This is a genomic window from Mycobacterium neumannii (assembly GCF_048452905.1).
GTDB lineage: Bacteria > Actinomycetota > Actinomycetes > Mycobacteriales > Mycobacteriaceae > Mycobacterium > Mycobacterium neumannii_B.
Map to the genome: position 1 here is coordinate 1,796,815 of NZ_JBCGVF010000003.1, position 17,099 is coordinate 1,813,913.

Consider the following 17,099-nt stretch of genomic DNA (forward strand, 5'->3'; position numbering starts at 1 on the left):
CGGGTAATTTCGCAGGTATGACCGTGACAGCCGAAATGGAACGTGACGTGCCGGGCACCGGCGCGATGCCGATCCGCGACTACGGGGATCGGGCGCTGTTGCTCGAGTTCGACACCACCGCCGAGGTGCTGGCGTGGAACGAGGCGATCCGACGGGCCGACCTGCCCGGCGTCCTCGACATCGTGCCCGCCGCGCGCACCGTGTTGGTCAAGCTCGCCGAGCCCAGATATCAGGCGCCGACGCGACAGCGTCTCGGCGGGTTGCGCATCGACGCCGATCCGGAGGCCGAGCTGACACCGCCCGCCGGCAGCTGCGCCGACCTCACCATCGACGTCGTCTACGACGGACCCGATCTCGACGAGGTGGCCCGGTTGACCGGGCTGACCCGCGACGACGTCGTCGCCGCCCACACCGGTAGCTTGTGGCGGGTCGCGTTCGGCGGGTTCGCGCCGGGCTTCGCCTATCTCGTCGGCGGTGACCGCAGGCTCGAGGTGCCGCGGCGATCCGAGCCGAGGACCAAGGTGCCTGCCGGCGCCGTGGGTCTGGCGGGTGAGTTCAGCGGTGTCTACCCGCGCGAGTCGCCCGGCGGCTGGCAGCTGATCGGCCGCACCTCCGCGGTGCTGTGGGACATCAACCGAGACAACCCGGCGCTGCTGACGTCGGGCATGTGGGTCCAGTTCCGGGCGGTCGAGTCATGACGACGACGCTGGAGATCCTGCGCTCCGGCCCGTTGGCTCTGGTCGAGGACCTGGGCCGGCCCGGGTTGGCGCATATGGGCGTGGGCCGCGCCGGGGCCGCCGACCGCAGCTCGCACACACTGGCCAACCGGCTGGTCGCCAACCCCGGTGATAGGGCCACCATCGAGGTGACGTTCGGCGGGCTGGCGGCGCGGGTGCACGGTGACGATATCGCGATCGCGGTCACCGGCGCCGACACCGATCCCTCCGTCGACGGAGTGTTGTTCGGCACCAACAGCATTCACTACGCCCGCGACGGAGAGGTGATCTCGCTCGGCGCGCCACGTGCCGGCCTTCGGACATATCTGGCGGTGCGCGGCGGCATCGACGTTGAACCGGTGCTGGGTTCCCGGTCGTATGACGTGATGTCGGCGATCGGGCCGCAGCCGCTGCGGGCGGGCGATGTGCTGCCCGTCGGCGAGCACACCGAGGACTTCCCCGAACTCGACCAGGCTCCGGTCGCGGCCATCGAGGACGACGTGCTCGAGTTGACGGTGGTACCCGGCCCGCGCGACGACTGGTTCGTCGATCCGGATGTATTGATTCGCACGAACTGGCAGGCGACCAACAAGAGCGACCGCGTGGGCATGCGGTTGGTCGGCGGGCCGCTCGAGTACCGCTGGCCGGACCGGCAACTGTCGAGCGAGGGCGCCACAAGGGGTGCAATTCAGGTGCCGCCGAACGGTTTTCCCGTCATCCTCGGGCCGGATCACCCGGTCACGGGCGGGTACCCGGTGATCGGTGTCGTCGCCGACGAGGACATCGACAAGCTCGCTCAGGTGCGACCCGGGCAAACGGTGCGGATGCATTGGTCGCGGCCGCGCCGACCGTTCGGGGGCCGTTAGTCACACCGCGCTGGTAGAAAAGCAGTGTGCATGTTCAGGATCCATATGCTCCCGTCGTGCGCATCCACAGCGCACGGCTGATCCATACCTCCGACCTCGACCCGGAGACGCGCGCGGACGCCAAGCGCATGGTGATCGACGCCTTCGAAGGCTCGTTCACCGACGTCGACTGGGAGCACTCGCTCGGCGGCATGCACGCGATGATCTTCGACCACGGTGCGCTGATCGCGCATGCGGCCGTGGTGCAACGGCGGCTGCTGTACCGCAAAACCGCTCTGCGGTGCGGTTACGTCGAAGCGGTCGCGGTGCGTGAGGACTGGCGCGGGCAGGGCCTGGCGCGCGCGGTGATGGACGCCGCAGAGCAGGTGATCCGCGGGGCGTATCAGCTCGGGGCCCTCAGCGCGACGGAGGCCGGCAGGCCGATCTACACGGCCCGCGGTTGGCTGCCGTGGCAGGGGCCGACGTCGGTGTTGGCCCCGGCCGGGCTGACCCGCACTCCCGACGACGACAACGCACTGTTCGTGCTGCCGGTCAGTGTGGAGCTCGACACCAGCGCCGAGATCACCTGCGACTGGCGCGATGGCGACGTCTGGTGAGACTCACACCCGCACCGGGTGTGGGGTGAGGGGAATTTCACGGCAGGGTCACCGCACGGCATGTTGACGCAATAACGCCACGTTAACGTCGGATTTCATGAAGTTCTGCAGGCTGCGTGCGGTGCCGACACGCCTCGGAAATGACCAAGTAATCGCTTGGAAACATGCGCTGCCTACACAGGTTCCATGACTGGGCAGGACTGGGCGCCGCTGACCGGATTCCGGGTAGCCGTGACCTCCGCTCGGCGCGCCGACGAGCTGAGCGCGCTGCTGCGCCGCCGCGGGGCGACGGTAACCAGCGCGGCGGCGATCCAGATGGTGCCGTTGCCCGACGACGACGAGCTGCGTGCACACACCGAAGGCCTGATCGACGCCCCGCCCGACATCGTGATCGCCACCACCGGCATCGGGTTCCGCGGCTGGGTCGCCGCGGCCGACGGCTGGGGGCTGGCTAACGACCTGACCGCCGCGCTCGCGAAGGCGCGCGTCGTGTCGCGCGGCCCCAAGGCGACCGGCGCGCTACGCGCCGCCGGGCTGCCCGAGGAGTGGTCCCCCGACTCGGAGTCGTCACGCGAATTGCTGCACTACCTCGTCGAGGGCGGTATCGCCGGGCAGCGGATCGCAGTGCAGTTGCACGGAGCCACCGACGACTGGGACCCGTTTCCCGAGTTCCTCGACGAGTTGCGCGCCGCGGGCGCCGAGGTCGTACCGATTCGGGTGTACCGGTGGCATCCGGCGCCACACAACGGTGACTTCGACCAACTGGTGGCCGGTATCGCCGACGAGAAGTTCGACGCGGTCAGCTTCACGTCGGCGCCCGCTGTCGCGTCGGTGCTGCTGCGGGCCAAGGAGATGGGCCTGGAGAACCAGGTGATCGCCGCCTTCCGCCGAGACGTGCACGCCATGTGCGTCGGCCCCGTGACCGCCCGGCCGCTGGTTCGGTTGGGTGTACCGACGTCGGCTCCGGAGCGAATGCGGCTGGGCGCGTTGGCTCGTCACATCACCGATGAGCTGCCGCTGTTGTGCTCGCGCACCATTCGGGTGGCCGGGCACCTGCTCGAGATCCGCGGCACGTGCGTCCTGGTCGACGGTGTCGTCAAGCCGGTGTCGCCGGCGGGCATGGCGACGATCCGCGCGCTCGCCCACCGGCCGGGAGCGGTGGTGTCGCGTGCGGACCTGCTGCGGGCCCTTCCCGGCACCGGCACCGACACCCACGCCGTCGAAACGGCCGTCTTGCGGCTGCGAAGCGCGTTGGGCGACAAGAACATCGTGTCGACCGTCGTCAAGCGCGGCTACCGCCTGGCCGTCGAGGACAACCTGGCGTACGCGCCATGAGCTATCTTCTGGTGGCGCACGGCACGCGTAAACAGAGCGGTGTCGCGCTGATCGGGAGCCTCGCCGACCGGGTCTCGACGGTGCTTGGCGCCCGGGTCCACGTCGCGTTCGTCGACGTTCTCGGCCCGACACCGAGCGAAGTGCTGCAGACGTTGTCCGATCGGACGATCCTCGTGCCGGCATTCCTCGCGCGCGGATATCACGTCAACGTCGACATCCCCGCACACGTCGCGGCCAGTGGACATCCAGACGTGACCGTGTCCGAGGCGCTCGGACCCAGCCCAGCGTTGACGAGGGTGCTCATGGATCGCTTGATCGAGTGCGGTTGGCGACCGGGCGATTCGGTGGTCCTCGCCGCGGCGGGTACGTCCGATCCCGGCGCGTTGTCTGATCTGCGACAGACGTCGGCGTTGTTGTCGGCGGTGATCGGTGAGCGGGTCGAACTGGCGTACGCCGCCACCGGTGAGCCGCGCGTTGCCGACGCGGTGACACGGCTACGTCGCCGCGGTGCGCGGAGGGTGGTGGTCGCCTCATACCTGTTGGCCGAGGGGCTGTTTCAGGATCGGCTGCGCGACAGTGGGGCGGACGCGGTGGCCGATCCGTTGGGCACCCATCCCGCGATGGTCCGGTTGGTCGCCAACCGGTTCCGCCGCGCCCGCGTCCCCCTCGCGGCCTAGCTCTCTCTCTCGAAATGGCATTCCAGCAGGAGTTCACTCGCTGCTGGAATGCGATTTCGCGCAGATCAGCCGCGGACTTCGACCTGACCGTCGGCGGTGAGGCGCGTCGGGTAGACCGGCAGCGAGAACTCAGGATCGTCGAGGCATACGCCGTCATCGAGCGCGAAGGCCTGCTTCTTGATCGGTGACTGCACGGTCGGTCGGCCGCCGCGATCGCCGACGAGGCCGCGCGACATCACCGCCGCGCCTGAGAACGGATCGATGTTGCCGACCGCATGCAGCGACCCGTCGTCCAATCGGAACAGCGCCGCCTGGCTGCCGTCGGCGAGTAACACGCCCACCCCGCGGTTCGGGATCAGGAAGTCGTAGCGGCAGGCTGTTGTCCAGACCTGGATCTCGTTGAGGGTTGTCATCTTTGGGGCACCTTCGGCATTCCGATGGGGACGGGCACCTTGCGGCCGGACCGCTCGGTGAATTCGACTGTGGGGTCGGCGACGTCGGGGGCGTTGACGAACGACACGAAGCGTGACAGCTTGTTCGGGTCGTCGAGCACGCCTTTCCATTCGCAGGCGTAGCCCTCGACGTGACGGGCCATCGCATCCTCGAATTCGGCTGCCAGGCCCAGGGAGTCGTTGCAGACGACATCGCGGAGATGATCGAGTCCTCCGTCCATCGCCTCCAGCCACGGCGCCGTGCGTTGTAACCGGTCGGCGGTGCGGATGTAGAACATCAGGAACCTGTCGATGTACCGGATCAACGTCTCGTCATCGAGGTCGCCGGCCAGCAGCTGCGCGTGCCGGGGCGACATGCCGCCGTTGCCGCAGACGTAGAGATTCCAGCCCTGTTCGGTGGCGATGACGCCGACGTCCTTGCTCTGCGCCTCCGCGCATTCGCGCGCGCACCCCGACACCGCCATCTTGATCTTGTGTGGTGCCCGAAGCCCGCGATAGCGCTTCTCGATTTCGACGGCCATGTCGACGGAATCCTGCTGGCCGTAGCGGCACCATGTGGAGCCGACACAGCTCTTGACGGTGCGCAACGACTTACCGTAGGCGTGCCCGGATTCCATGCCGCCGTCGACGAGGCGGCGCCAGATCTCGGGAAGCTGGTCGACGCGGGCGCCGAACATGTCAATCCGCTGTCCGCCGGTGATCTTGGTGTACAGACCGAAGTCCCTGGCGATCTCGCCGATCAGGATCAGCTGCTCCGGTGTTATCTCACCGCCCGGGGACCGCGGCACCACCGAGTAGCTGCCGTTGCGCTGAATGTTGGCCAGGAAGTGGTCGTTGGAGTCCTGCAGCGAGGCCTGCTCCCCGTCGAGGATGTGCTCGCTGCTCGTCGAGGCCAGGATCGACGCGACCACCGGTTTGCAGATGTCGCAACCCTTTCCGGTGCCGAACCGTTCGATCAAACCGGAGAACGTGCGGATCTCGGTGGCGCTGATGATCTCGAACAACTCAGCGCGCGACTGCGAGAAGTGTTCGCACAGCGCCTTGGACTGTTCGACGCCCTCGGCTTCCAGCAGCTGCTTGAGCAGCGGCACACACGAACCGCAGGAGGTGCCCGCGAGCGTGCACTTCTTCAGCCCGGGCACGTCGGCGCATCCGCCGCTGATGGCCTCCTTCAGGTCACCCTTGGTGACGTTGTTGCACGAGCAGATCTGCGCGATGTCGGGCAGCGCGCCGACGCCCAAACCCGGTGCGTCGCCCTCGGAGGCGGGTGCGATCAGCGACAGCGGGTCGCCGGGCAGCTCGCTGGCGACCATCGGACGCAGCACACCGTAGGCCGACGCGTCGCCGACCAGGATTCCTCCCAACAGGGTCTTGGCGTCATCGGAGAGCACCAGCTTCGCGTAGGTCTGCTTGACCGGGTCGTTGACCACGACGTTCAAGCAGTTGGGCGTGCGGCCCTGGGCATCGCCGAAGCTGGCCACGTCGACGCCGAGCAGTTTGAGCTTGGTCGACATGTCGGCTTCCGGGAACTCGGCGGCGCCGCCCAGTAGGCGATCGGCCACCACCTCCGCGCTGGTGTAGCCGGGGCCAACGAGCCCATAGCAGCGGCCCTCGATCGCGGCCACCTCGCCGATGGCGTAGATGTCGGGATCGCTTGTGACGCAGGATATATCGGTCAGCACGCCACCGCGCTGGGCGATGTCCAGGCCCGCTTCGCGGGCGAGTTCGTCGCGCGGGCGCACCCCGGCGGCGAACACGATCAGGCCGGTGTCGATATGGCTTCCGTCGTTGAGGGACAACCGCACTGAGTCGTCTTGGTCGGATTTGCGCAGCGGCCGGTTGCGCTGTGCCGGCGCGATGGTCTCGGTGCCCACGCCGGTGTGCACCTCGATGCCCAGGCTCTTGACCATCCTGCTCAGCAGCGCGCCGCCTGCCTCGTCGAGCTGTGCGGCCATCAGATGGGGCGCCATCTCGACGACGTGGGTCTTCAACCCGAACGCGCGCAGCGCATTCGCCGCTTCCAGACCGAGCAGGCCACCGCCGATCACCACGCCGACGGGCGTCTTGGACGCGAGTGCCGTTTCGGCGCCTGCACGGATCGCGTCGAGGTCGTCGAGGGTCCGATAGACGTGGCAGGCCGGCAGATCGCGGCCCGGCACCGGCGGCACGAACGCATAAGAGCCGGTCGCCAATACCAAGGCGTCGTACGGGATTCGGGAGCCGTCGGCGGTCAGCACCTCCTTGTCCGTTCGGTCGATCCCTGTGACCCGCGTGCCCAGTCGCAGCTGGACCAGCTGGTCTTCCGGGTAGTCGTTGCCCGCGAGCGCTAGTCGGCTGCGGTCCCAGTGTTCGGTGTACCTGGTGAGCCCGACCCGGTCGTAGGCGGCGTCGGTCTCCTCGGCGAGGATCGTCACCCGCCATTGGCCGTCGGCGTCACGGGACCGCAGCGCCTCGACGAACCGGTGACCGACCATGCCGTGGCCGACCACGACCACGTTTTTCGTTGACCGCATGCCGCCGACGCTAAGCAGCCGATATTGCCGCAATGTCGCCTCGTGTGAAGCAGCGATCACGGTGTGCTCACATTAGTCCGCGACCGTTGTGAGACCGATGTCTGCGGCTTCGCTCGCGGCGAGCAGCCGATTGAAATATCAGCGTAGATGACTCAAGTTTTCCCACAAAGGCCGCGAGGCGCGGCGCATCGCGATCGAAAACAAGTAAGCAACTCGATACAGCAGCCGGTGGAACTTCGGTTCCACCGGCTTCGTCGTCTCAACGCTCGGTCGTCGTGGGGGCCGCGGCGGTGGTGGTCGGTGGCGGCTCCGGGGCCCTGATCTCCGTCGTCTCCACGCTCGGCATCGTGTAGCTGGGGGTGGTCGTCGTCGTAGTGGTGTACGACAGCGGAATCGACGTCGCCGCCGGCGGCGGGACCGAAGCGGGCACCCTGGCCGCGTCCGAGGTGCGGACCACCGCGTAGATCAGGATCGCCACCAGTACAGCCGCGACCACGCCTGCGGCCATCACCAGCGACCGGTCGTCCTGCCAGCTCAGGTCGTCGTCAGCCATGACTTCATCCTTAGGCCCAGCGCTGCAACAGTTCCTTGGCCTGTGCCGACAGCGCGCGCTGCAGGAACGGACCGAAGCTGACTCGCGCCACACCGAGCGGCCCGAACGACGCGGGGTCGTCCTGATCGGGCAGCCCGATCGCGTTCACTGGCAGAGGTAACTCGGATGTCAAGCGCCGCAACGTGTCCGGATCGTGACGGCCCACTGGGTAAAGCACGTCGGCTCCTGCGGCGGCGGCTTCGGTCAACCGCGTGATCGCACGCTCGACGCGGTCGGACTCGTCGCCGTCCTGGCGCAGGAACAAGTCCGTGCGCGCGTTGATCACCACGTGGACGCCGGTCGCGTCCGCCGCCTCACGCAGCGCACCGACAAATTCCGCGTGTTCGGTCGCCGAGCGCAACCGGCCGTCCTCGCTGTGCACGGTGTCTTCGATGTTGAACCCGACGCCGCCCGCCTCCAGCAGGCCGTCGATGAGCCGTGCGGGTGGCTGGGCATAACCGGACTCGAGGTCGACCGAGACCGGCACGTCGACGGCAGCGGTGATCTGCTTGACGCGGGCGATCACGTCGTCGAACGACATGCCCTCCTGGTCCGGTTTACCGACGGAATCGGCCAGCGGATGGCTTCCGACGGTGAGCGCAGCAAATCCTTCGTCGACCGCCAGCCGGGCCGACCAGGCGTCCCAGACGGTTGGCAGGATCACCGGGTTCCCCGGTACGTGCAAGGCCAGCAGGGCCTCAGCCCGTTCTTTGAGGACTTGGTCGGGCATGGGGCCGTCTCCTTCGGTTTGACGTGATCTGTCTCACGGTGCACTGCATGATGGAGCTAGCATCGGGTGTCGTACTGTGATGCCTGACACCCTTCAGCCCAAGGAGGTCAATTGTCCAGCACTACCGAACTTGCCGAGCTGCACGAGCTAATCGGAAGCCTGCGGCGGTGCGTGACATCGTTGGCGTCGAGGTACGGGGACACCCCCGCGACGCGTCGGATCGTCAACGACGCCGAACGCATCCTCAACGACATCGACCGTCTCGACATTGACGCCGAAGAGCTGGAGCTGGCCCGAGGCGTGGTGCACCACCATGCCGGAGACCGCATCCCGATCCCGGACACCCAGTACGACACCGATTTCTGGCGCGGCGTCGATGACGAAGGACTCGGCGGCGTCCGCTGACGCGGACCCCCGGGCACCGGGACAACTCAACACCGAAAGGCAACAGTGAGCGCACCCACCGCCGACCGCAAGGCGACCGGCGTCTTTTCGCCGAGCCGTGCCGAGATTCCGCAACGCACGCTGCGCACCGACCGGTGGTGGCAGTCACCGCTGATCGTGAACCTGGGCTTCGCGGCCTTCCTGATCTACGCCACGGTGCGGGCGTTCATGCAGAAGTGGTACTACGTCGCCGACTACCACTACCTGACGCCGTTCTACTCGCCGTGTCTGGCGAAGTGGAACGCCGCCGAGCAGTCCGGGTGCATCCCGGAGTCCAGCCACTTCGGCCAGTTCCTGCCCGATGTGTGGTGGCTTCCGTACGCGGCGGTGTCGCTGCCGTTCCTGCTTCTGTTCCGCTTGACCTGCTACTACTACCGCGGCGCCTACTACCGGTCGGTGTGGCAGTCGCCGACGGCTTGTGCGGTGCCGGAACCTCGGGCGCACTACACGGGCGAGACGCGACTGCCGCTGGTCATCCAGAACACGCACCGCTACTTCTTCTACATCGCCGTGGTCATCTCGCTCATCAACACCTACGACGCGATCGTGGCGTTCCGCTCGCCCGACGGTTTCGGATTCGGGTTGGGGAACGTCATCCTCGTCACCAACGTGGTGCTGCTGTGGACCTACACGCTGTCGTGCCACTCCTGCCGTCACGTCGTCGGTGGCCGCCTCAAGCACTTCTCCAAACACCCTGTCCGGTACTGGATGTGGAGCCAGGTCAGCAGGATGAACACTCGGCACAAGACCTACGCCTGGATCACGCTCGGCACACTGATGCTGACCGACTTCTACATCATGCTGGTGGCCAGCGGAGCCATCTCTGACCTGAGATTCATTGGCTGACAGCCCTTTCCAATCGGTAGTGAGGTTTCTTTAATGGCGGAATCTGATGCTCTTCGCGCAAGCGGCTCATCGGAGTTGGAACGGCACTCCTACGACGTCGTCGTGATCGGCGCCGGCGGTGCGGGTTTGCGCGCGGTCATCGAGGCGCGCGAACGCGGCCTGAAGGTCGCGGTGATCACGAAGTCGTTGTTCGGCAAGGCCCATACGGTGATGGCCGAGGGCGGCTGCGCCGCGGCGATGGGCAACGCGAACCCAAAGGACAACTGGCAGGTCCACTTCAAGGACACCATGCGCGGCGGGAAGTTCCTCAACAACTGGCGCATGGCCGAGTTGCACGCCAAGGAAGCCCCCGACCGGGTGTGGGAGCTGGAGACCTACGGCGCGCTTTTCGACCGCACCAAGGACGGAAAGATCAGCCAGCGAAACTTCGGTGGGCACACCTATCCGCGGCTGGCGCACGTCGGCGACCGGACCGGCCTCGAGATCATCCGCACCCTGCAGCAGAAGATCGTCTCCCTGCAGCAGGAGGACAAGGAGGAGTTCGGCGACTACGAAGCTCGCATCCGCGTCTTCCACGAGTGCACGGTCACCGATCTGATCAAGGACGGCGATCGGATCGCGGGCGCGTTCGGCTACTACCGCGAAGGCGGCAACTTCGTTCTGTTCGAGACGCCGGCCGTGGTGTTGGCGACCGGTGGAATCGGCAAGTCCTACAAGGTGACGTCGAACTCCTGGGAGTACACCGGCGACGGCCACGCGCTGGCACTGCGGGCGGGCGCGACCCTGATCAACATGGAGTTCGTCCAGTTCCACCCCACGGGCATGGTCTGGCCGCCCAGCGTCAAGGGCATCCTCGTCACCGAGGGTGTGCGCGGCGACGGCGGAGTGCTGAAGAACTCCGAGGGCAAGCGCTTCATGTTCGACTACATCCCGGCGGTGTTCAAAGGCCAGTACGCCGAGAGCATGGAGGAAGCCGACCAGTGGCTCAAGGACAACGACTCCGCGCGGCGCACCCCTGACCTGCTTCCCCGCGACGAGGTGGCCCGTGCGATCAACTCCGAGGTGAAGGCCGAGCGCGGCACCCCGCACGGCGGCGTCTACCTCGACATCGCGTCGCGACTGCCGGCCGAGGAGATCAAGCGGCGACTGCCGTCGATGTACCACCAGTTCATGGAGCTGGCCGAGGTCGACATCACCAAAGAGCCCATGGAGGTCGGGCCGACGTGCCACTACGTCATGGGCGGCATCGAGGTCGACCCGGATACGGGTGCGGCCAAGACGCCGGGACTGTTCGCCGCGGGTGAGTGCTCCGGCGGCATGCACGGGTCGAACCGGCTGGGTGGCAACTCGCTGTCCGACCTGCTGGTGTTCGGTAGGCGCGCCGGAATGGGCGCGGCCGACTACGTGCGCGCGCTCGGTGAGCGCCCGACGGTGCCCGACCCGGCGGTCGAGGAATCGACGAAGTTGGCGCTGCATCCGTTCGAGGGCCCGTCCAACGGCGACAACGCCGAGAACCCGTACACCCTGCAGCTGGATCTGCAGGACACGATGAACAGCCTGGTCGGCATCATCCGTAAGTCGGACGAGATCACCGAGGCCATCGACAAGCTCAAGGAGCTGCGCGAGCGGTACAAGCGGGTCCGGGTCGAGGGTGGCAGACATTACAACCCGGGTTGGCACCTGGCCATCGACCTGCGCAACATGATCCTGGTCAGCGAGTGCATCGCCAAGGCCGCGCTGGAGCGCACCGAAAGCCGCGGTGGGCACACCCGCGACGACTATCCGTCGATGGAATCCGAGTGGCGCAAGACGCTGCTGGTGTGCCGGGCCGAAGGTGAGACCGTGGTTCCCGACATCGACATCACCAAGCAGGACCAGGTGCCGATGCGCGACGACCTGCTGGAGCTGATCGACATCGAAGAGTTGGAGAAGTACTTCACCCCCGAAGAACTCGCCAATCACTCGTCTAGGAGAGACGCATGAGCTACCAGGCAAAGATGCGAGTGTGGCGTGGCGACGACAACGACGGCGCGCTGCAGGACTACTCGGTCGAGGTCAACGAGGGTGAGGTCGTGCTCGACATCATCCACCGGCTGCAGCAGACCCAGACCGGCGATCTGGCCGTGCGCTGGAACTGCAAGGCAGGTAAGTGTGGTTCCTGCTCGGCGGAGATCAACGGCAGGCCCCGACTGCTGTGCATGACGCGGATGTCGACCTTCGCCGAGAACGAGGTCATCACCGTGACCCCGCTGCGCACCTTCCCGGTGATCCGCGATCTGGTGACCGACGTGTCGTTCAACTACCAGAAGGCCAGGGAGATCCCGGCGTTCACGCCGCCGAAGGACCTGCAGCCCGGCGAGTACCGAATGGCGCAGGAGGACGTCAACCGGTCACAGGAGTTCCGCAAGTGCATCGAGTGCTTCCTGTGCCAGAACGTCTGCCACGTGATCCGCGATCACGAGGAGAACAAAGAGGCGTTCGCCGGCCCGCGGTACCTGATGCGCCAGGCCGAACTGGACATGCATCCGCTCGACGTGCACGAGCGGCGCGCCGAGGACGCGCAGGAAGTGCATGGCTTGGGCTACTGCAACATCACCAAGTGCTGCACTGAGGTCTGCCCCGAACACATCAAGATCACCGACAATGCGCTGATCCCGATGAAGGAGCGGGCCGCCGACCGCAAGTACGACCCGGTGGTGTGGCTCGGCGACAAGCTTTTCCGGCGACGGTAGGAGCCGGAACAAACAACCTGAGCCGGCGACGGTAGGAGCCGGAACGAACAGCTTGAGCCGGCGACGGTAGGGCGACTCCGGGGACGACGGCAGGAACGCCCCAAAACACGATTCCGTGGGTACCCTGCGGGTAGCGGCCAATCAACGACGAAAGGTTGCATCGTGGCACTTCGACATCCGCATAGCATCAACGACATTCGCACCGCGATCCGCGAGCTCAGCACCCGCGCGGTCCTCGCCCGCAAGGAAGGCCGAGTCGCCGACGCCGACGAGCTGGAGCGACGGGTGGCCGGGTATCGCGAGGAGCTCAGCGCGCGGCCCTGATCCGACGGCCTTGGTGCATTACCGATCGCTGAGCGACCGGTAGCGCACCCAGATCAACCGTTGCCGAGGCGGCGGAACGTACTGCGGTGAAACACGATCGGCGCGATGTCGGCATGCACCGTGATGTCGCAGACCCGAAGGATCACGATCGTGTGATCGCCGGCGGGGACGAGTTGCTCGATCACGCTTTCCAGCCACACCGCGGTGCCGTCGATGAAGACCGCGCCGGATTCTCGCGACACAGTGTGCAGGCCGGCGAAACGATCACCGGTCTTGGCGGCCAGCGTCCGCGCGGCTTCGTCGTGTGCCTCGCCCAGCACGCTGATCCCCAGTGACGGAAGTTCCTTGAGTCTGGGCCAGGTCTCCGAGGTGTTCTGGACGCAGAACGACACCAGCGGTGGGTCGAGCGAGACCGGAACGAACGTGCTCGCGGCCAGTCCGATACGGGTGCCTTCCAGCTCCGCGGCGATCGCGATGACACCGGACGGGAAGTGCCCGAACGCTTCGCGAAGCGTCGCCGGGCTCAGATCAGTTGCGCTCATATCCCGTCCATCTTCACACGCGACCGCACGCGGCGGCCACGTCCGGCCCGCTGACCGGCCCGCCATACGTCGTGGACGCGGCACCCGGTGAGGGTCGGAATCGTCGTGAACACAACCGGTAACGTGACGCCCATGCTCGAGCCCCCCGCGGATGACCGGTAGGCCCGGGGACCGACGAAACATATGTGGATTCCGCTTCTGATGATGGCCGTTGCGGTCAGCCTGGAGCCGTTTCGGGTCGGCATGACGGTCCTGATGCTCAACCGCCCGCACCCGACCCGCCAGTTACTGGCCTTCCTCGCCGGTGGTTTCGCGATGGGCACGGCTGTGGGCGTCGTCGTGTTGTTCGTGCTGCGCCCCGCGCTGGGGTCGGCTCGCTTCACCTTGCCCATGGTGCAGATCGTGGTCGGCGCGGTCCTGCTTGTGAACGCGGCGCTGGTGGTCACGGGTGTGTGGGCACGCGGCCGCGACGTGGCGGCTCTTGCCGAGGCCAGGGCCGGACCGCTCGCCGGCCGGGCCCGCCGAGTGCTCGAGGGCCGGTCGCTGTGGACGGCCGGAGTCGCCGGTCTCGGCATCGCGCTGCCGTCCGTCGACTACCTCGCCGCGCTGGCGCTGATCGTCGCCTCCGGCGCAGCGACCGCGATCCAGTTGGGCGCCCTGATGCTGTTCAACCTGGTGGCGTTCGCGCTCGTCGAGATCCCGCTGCTGTGCTATCTGGTGGCTCCGGACCGCACCCGCGCCGCATTGTCGACGCTGTACGACTGGTTGCGCTCACAGGGCCGTCGCGGGATCGGCGCACTGCTCGCCGTGATCGGCTGCGCGCTGCTTGCGGTCGGGTTCGCCGGCCTCTGAGACACCAGCGCCGTCAGCCCTGGGGCGGGTTGTTCAACACGTATTGCATCCCGGCCAGCAGCTGCGAGACCGGGTCGGCGCCGCCACCGAACGCGGCCTGGGTCGCGGGTGCGGTGACCTCGGCGGGGTCATAGCCGTTGACCGGGTCGACGGTGATCGGCGCGGTGAGCGGGTTGTCATGACGCGAGTAACCCGCGTCGACGTAGGGCTTGAGCACCGCGTCGAGCTTGATCAGCGTCTCCTGGTCAACACCGAGGTACTTGAACGGAAGCACCAGCGGCAGATGCTCCTCCGGGATCATGAATGACGTGGTCTTCGCGCCGCGGGAGTTGACGGTCGTCCGGATGTTCTGCGGCGGCACCATGCTGGGATCGGTGAACGCGACAGCGGTATGACCGGTCGCCAATCCGACGATCGCGTTGGCCACGGAGATCCAGTTGTCCGGGCGATCGGGCCAGTCGGCGATGCTGTCGTACGCGGAGATGAACTGATAAGTGTCGTACTGACTTTCGACTGGCGGCGGGATGCGGTAGTCGAGCGACGGCACGACGCTGCCGACGGGGAACATCTGGGTCAGAAAGCTTTCGCCGAAGGCATGCCGAGCCACCGGGTCCCCGTACATCGCGAAGCTCAGCTCGTTCGGCGGCGGGGCGGCGGGGTCGTAGGCGAGCTTGGCCTGCACGTCGTTGAGCACCATCGCGCCCTCGGACAGCCCGATCACGGTGCCCTGGCCGCCCTCGCGGATCGCGTTAATGACGTTGGGGGTGCCGACATCGACGGATTCGCCGACGCTGGGACCGTCGAGGCCCAGACCCGGCACATACCGGTCCCCGAACTCGCCGATGCCCGGGAACAACCGCTCCAGGGTGTGCCCCTGCACCTGGCCGGCCGGGTAGTCGACGATCTGCCTGTCCAGCCCCGGGAACCAGTCGGCACCCGTGCGCATGATGTATTCGTCGTACGGGATGCCCAGCACGTGGGCGCCGCCCAGCGCATATCCGCGGCCGGGCGTGCCCAGAGGCGATGGCCCGTCGCTCGGCGGGGCGGGCTTTGGCGGCGGTGGCGGCTCGTCGGCCACCGCGATACCGAGTCCCAGATACCCTGCCGCGCCGAGGGTTGTCAGCGCAGCGCAGAAGGCGCGAATCCGCTTCATCTCACGTCCAATCGCGCGAATCGATTCTGTTGATATAGCTCCACGCAGGCGGCCCGGCGGATCTTGCCGCTCGTGGTCGTCGGAATCGAACCTGCGGGTACCAGCACGATGTCCTCGACACTCACGCCATGAGCGTTCGAAATACCCGCCGTGACATCGCGTTTGATCTCGGCGAGTCGGCGGGTCGTCTCCTCGTTGAGCTCGGCCGGCTTCTTTAGTTCGATGACCGTGACTAGACGCTCGGTTCCGTTGACCGGAATCGCGACCGCCGCGACACGGCCGCGGGTGACCTCCTGCACCGTCGCCTCGACATCCTCGGGATAGTGGTTGCGGCCCCGGATGATCAGCAGGTCCTTGATGCGGCCGACGATGAAGAACTCGCCACCGTGGACAAAACCAAGATCACCGGTTTGCAACCACGGCCCGTCCGGCGTACCCGGCGACGGGTCGACAAGCGTTGCCCCGAAACAGCTCTGCGCGTCGGGACCTCTACCCCAGGATCCGTCTGAGACGTTCTCGCCGTGTATCCAGATCTCGCCGACCTCGTCCGGCGGGCACTCGCGGCAGGTACCGCCGTCGACGATGCGTAGCGAGGGTGATTGCGGCACTCGGTATCTGACGAGTGCCGCGCCCTTGTCCGATGCGCAGGGCCGCACCCGGCCAGCACCCAGCTCCTCGGCGTCGAAATAGCCCGCGGGTGAGGACTCGTCCCAAGTTCCCGTGGCGACGAAGACCGTCGCTTCGGCCAATCCGTAGGCAGGACGCATCATGTGATCGCGAAAGTTGAAGTGCGCGAACCGATCGACGAAGCGGTGCATCGTCGCGGGCTCCACCCGTTCAGCACCGCTGATAATGCCGACCACCCCGCCGAGATCGAGTCCCTCCAGATCCTCGTCGGTGGTCTTGCGGGCGGCGAGGTCGAACGCGAAGTTCGGCGCCGACGACCAGGCGTGCGGGTTCTCGGCCAGCGCGCGCACCCAGCGGGCTGGTTTCTCCAGGAACGCGACGGGGCTCGTCAACTCAGCGCGTCGCCCGCACAGGATGGGCGCGCAAACCCCCAGCACCAGCCCCATGTCGTGGTAGAAGGGCAGCCACGAAACCAGCGTGGCGTCGGGCGGCAGCGGTGACTGCGCGAAGAACTCCCGCATCAGCTGCTCGAAGTTCACGGTGAGGTTGCGGTGGGAGATCTTCACTCCCGTCGGTAACCTGGTTGAGCCCGAACTGTATTGCAGATAAGCGATGTCGGGAAGATCAATCGGTTCGAGTATGGTCTGCCCCTCGGCGTCCAGGTCGATTGCATCGATCTCGACGAGCTTGGGCACCATGTCCAGACGTGACCGATCGATGAAGTCCCCGACGTCGCCGGCGGCGGCCGAGGTCGTGAGGACAACAGTGGGTTGAGTGTCGGCGAGCACCGAACTGACCCGGTCATGTCCCGAGCCGGGATGGGGCAACGGCAGCGGGGCCGCGATGAGCCCCGCCTGCATCGACCCGAGGAACGCCAGGATGTACTCCAGCCCTTGCGGGGCGAGGATCACAGCCCTGTCGCCGGTGCTGCCGTGTCGCCGAAGATCGCGCGCTACGTTGACGGTACGCCGCGCCAGTTGCGCCCAGGTGAGGGTTTCCCGGGACCCTGCCGGGTCACGCGAGTATTCGGTGAAGGTGAAAGCGACGTCGTCGGGGCGCATGCCGGCACGGCCGTGCAGCATCGACAGGATCGAGGAATCTG

At 66.8% G+C, this 17,099-nt stretch carries 18 protein-coding genes; 11 read left to right on the plus strand and 7 right to left on the minus strand.

The window, feature by feature from the left end:
* Positions 1–17 precede the first annotated feature (17 nt).
* The 5 genes from AAHH99_RS15200 (at position 18) to AAHH99_RS15220 (ending at position 4,190) form a co-directional block, all read left to right on the plus strand.
* Entirely contained in the window at positions 18–698 is a 681-nt protein-coding gene (locus tag AAHH99_RS15200) for a 5-oxoprolinase subunit B family protein (protein ID WP_418769331.1), read from the plus strand.
* The gene (locus tag AAHH99_RS15205) at positions 695–1,582 is read left to right on the plus strand and encodes a 5-oxoprolinase/urea amidolyase family protein (RefSeq protein WP_418769332.1); all 888 of its coding nucleotides are present in this window, start codon (positions 695–697) and stop codon (positions 1,580–1,582) included. Before AAHH99_RS15200 ends, AAHH99_RS15205 begins: the two co-directional genes overlap by 4 nt.
* Positions 1,583–1,608: 26 nt before the next feature.
* Positions 1,609–2,178 (plus strand): GNAT family N-acetyltransferase, encoded by a 570-nt coding sequence (locus tag AAHH99_RS15210; RefSeq protein ID WP_418769333.1) that lies wholly within the window; start codon positions 1,609–1,611, stop codon positions 2,176–2,178.
* A 186-nt stretch (positions 2,179–2,364) separates the two neighbouring features.
* The gene (locus tag AAHH99_RS15215; RefSeq protein ID WP_418769334.1) at positions 2,365–3,513 is read left to right on the plus strand and encodes a uroporphyrinogen-III synthase; all 1,149 of its coding nucleotides are present in this window, start codon (positions 2,365–2,367) and stop codon (positions 3,511–3,513) included.
* Positions 3,510–4,190 (plus strand): sirohydrochlorin chelatase, encoded by a 681-nt coding sequence (locus AAHH99_RS15220; RefSeq protein ID WP_418769335.1) that lies wholly within the window; start codon positions 3,510–3,512, stop codon positions 4,188–4,190. Before AAHH99_RS15215 ends, AAHH99_RS15220 begins: the two co-directional genes overlap by 4 nt.
* Positions 4,191–4,255: 65 nt before the next feature.
* Here AAHH99_RS15220 and nirD read toward each other — a convergent pair whose 3' ends face one another.
* The 4 genes from nirD to AAHH99_RS15240 all read right to left on the minus strand — a co-directional run bounded on the left by nirD (position 4,256) and on the right by AAHH99_RS15240 (position 8,477).
* On the minus strand, positions 4,256–4,603 hold the full coding sequence (gene nirD, locus AAHH99_RS15225) for a nitrite reductase small subunit NirD (RefSeq protein WP_418769336.1): 348 nt from the start codon (positions 4,601–4,603) through the stop codon (positions 4,256–4,258).
* A complete protein-coding gene (gene nirB, locus AAHH99_RS15230; protein ID WP_418769337.1) occupies positions 4,600–7,155 on the minus strand; it encodes a nitrite reductase large subunit NirB in 2,556 nt (851 codons plus the stop codon). Before nirB ends, nirD begins: the two co-directional genes overlap by 4 nt.
* A 259-nt stretch (positions 7,156–7,414) precedes the next feature.
* Complete coding sequence (locus tag AAHH99_RS15235; protein WP_418769338.1) at positions 7,415–7,708, minus strand: hypothetical protein; 294 nt, start codon at positions 7,706–7,708, stop codon at positions 7,415–7,417.
* A 10-nt stretch (positions 7,709–7,718) separates the two neighbouring features.
* Complete coding sequence (locus AAHH99_RS15240; protein ID WP_418769339.1) at positions 7,719–8,477, minus strand: isocitrate lyase/PEP mutase family protein; 759 nt, start codon at positions 8,475–8,477, stop codon at positions 7,719–7,721.
* Between the two features lie 111 nt (positions 8,478–8,588).
* Between AAHH99_RS15240 and AAHH99_RS15245 the strand changes: the two genes are divergently transcribed.
* From AAHH99_RS15245 to AAHH99_RS15265, 5 genes are all read left to right on the plus strand, one after another.
* A complete protein-coding gene (locus AAHH99_RS15245) occupies positions 8,589–8,882 on the plus strand; it encodes a hypothetical protein (RefSeq protein WP_064349304.1) in 294 nt (97 codons plus the stop codon).
* Positions 8,883–8,927: 45 nt separating this feature from the next.
* On the plus strand, positions 8,928–9,767 hold the full coding sequence (locus AAHH99_RS15250) for a hypothetical protein (protein ID WP_064349302.1): 840 nt from the start codon (positions 8,928–8,930) through the stop codon (positions 9,765–9,767).
* Between the two features lie 33 nt (positions 9,768–9,800).
* The gene (locus AAHH99_RS15255) at positions 9,801–11,750 is read left to right on the plus strand and encodes a fumarate reductase/succinate dehydrogenase flavoprotein subunit (protein ID WP_418769340.1); all 1,950 of its coding nucleotides are present in this window, start codon (positions 9,801–9,803) and stop codon (positions 11,748–11,750) included.
* Complete coding sequence (locus tag AAHH99_RS15260; protein ID WP_064349299.1) at positions 11,747–12,499, plus strand: succinate dehydrogenase/fumarate reductase iron-sulfur subunit; 753 nt, start codon at positions 11,747–11,749, stop codon at positions 12,497–12,499. The genes AAHH99_RS15255 and AAHH99_RS15260 overlap by 4 nt, the downstream gene beginning before the upstream one ends.
* A gap of 162 nt (positions 12,500–12,661) precedes the next feature.
* Entirely contained in the window at positions 12,662–12,823 is a 162-nt protein-coding gene (locus AAHH99_RS15265) for a hypothetical protein (protein ID WP_090344556.1), read from the plus strand.
* A gap of 53 nt (positions 12,824–12,876) precedes the next feature.
* On the opposite strand, the gene AAHH99_RS15270 is transcribed toward AAHH99_RS15265, so the two are convergent.
* Positions 12,877–13,365, minus strand: coding sequence for a flavin reductase family protein (locus AAHH99_RS15270; protein WP_418769341.1), 489 nt, complete (start codon positions 13,363–13,365; stop codon positions 12,877–12,879).
* 183 nt (positions 13,366–13,548) lie between these two features.
* On the opposite strand from AAHH99_RS15270, the gene AAHH99_RS15275 reads away from it, so the two are divergent.
* Complete coding sequence (locus AAHH99_RS15275; protein ID WP_418769342.1) at positions 13,549–14,217, plus strand: GAP family protein; 669 nt, start codon at positions 13,549–13,551, stop codon at positions 14,215–14,217.
* A gap of 13 nt (positions 14,218–14,230) precedes the next feature.
* Here AAHH99_RS15275 and pe read toward each other — a convergent pair whose 3' ends face one another.
* Entirely contained in the window at positions 14,231–15,370 is a 1,140-nt protein-coding gene (pe, locus tag AAHH99_RS15280; protein WP_418769343.1) for an acyltransferase PE, read from the minus strand.
* A complete protein-coding gene (locus tag AAHH99_RS15285) occupies positions 15,367–17,079 on the minus strand; it encodes an AMP-binding protein (RefSeq protein WP_418769648.1) in 1,713 nt (570 codons plus the stop codon). The genes pe and AAHH99_RS15285 overlap by 4 nt, the downstream gene beginning before the upstream one ends.
* Between the last annotated feature and the right edge of the window lie 20 nt (positions 17,080–17,099).

What these genes read in the sequence shown, in the direction of transcription:
- AAHH99_RS15200 (WP_418769331.1), top strand. Translation starts at nt 18, where the DNA reads ATGACCGTGACAGCCGAAATGGAACGTGACGTGCCGGGCACCGGCGCG.
- AAHH99_RS15205 (WP_418769332.1), top strand. Translation starts at nt 695, where the DNA reads ATGACGACGACGCTGGAGATCCTGCGCTCCGGCCCGTTGGCTCTGGTC.
- AAHH99_RS15215 (WP_418769334.1), top strand. Translation starts at nt 2,365, where the DNA reads ATGACTGGGCAGGACTGGGCGCCGCTGACCGGATTCCGGGTAGCCGTG.
- AAHH99_RS15220 (WP_418769335.1), top strand. Translation starts at nt 3,510, where the DNA reads ATGAGCTATCTTCTGGTGGCGCACGGCACGCGTAAACAGAGCGGTGTC.
- nirD (WP_418769336.1), bottom strand. Translation starts at nt 4,603, where the DNA reads ATGACAACCCTCAACGAGATCCAGGTCTGGACAACAGCCTGCCGCTAC.
- nirB (WP_418769337.1), bottom strand. Translation starts at nt 7,155, where the DNA reads ATGCGGTCAACGAAAAACGTGGTCGTGGTCGGCCACGGCATGGTCGGT.
- AAHH99_RS15235 (WP_418769338.1), bottom strand. Translation starts at nt 7,708, where the DNA reads ATGGCTGACGACGACCTGAGCTGGCAGGACGACCGGTCGCTGGTGATG.
- AAHH99_RS15240 (WP_418769339.1), bottom strand. Translation starts at nt 8,477, where the DNA reads ATGCCCGACCAAGTCCTCAAAGAACGGGCTGAGGCCCTGCTGGCCTTG.
- AAHH99_RS15255 (WP_418769340.1), top strand. Translation starts at nt 9,801, where the DNA reads ATGGCGGAATCTGATGCTCTTCGCGCAAGCGGCTCATCGGAGTTGGAA.
- AAHH99_RS15260 (WP_064349299.1), top strand. Translation starts at nt 11,747, where the DNA reads ATGAGCTACCAGGCAAAGATGCGAGTGTGGCGTGGCGACGACAACGAC.
- AAHH99_RS15270 (WP_418769341.1), bottom strand. Translation starts at nt 13,365, where the DNA reads ATGAGCGCAACTGATCTGAGCCCGGCGACGCTTCGCGAAGCGTTCGGG.
- AAHH99_RS15275 (WP_418769342.1), top strand. Translation starts at nt 13,549, where the DNA reads ATGTGGATTCCGCTTCTGATGATGGCCGTTGCGGTCAGCCTGGAGCCG.
- pe (WP_418769343.1), bottom strand. Translation starts at nt 15,370, where the DNA reads ATGAAGCGGATTCGCGCCTTCTGCGCTGCGCTGACAACCCTCGGCGCG.
- AAHH99_RS15285 (WP_418769648.1), bottom strand. Translation starts at nt 17,079, where the DNA reads ATGCTGCACGGCCGTGCCGGCATGCGCCCCGACGACGTCGCTTTCACC.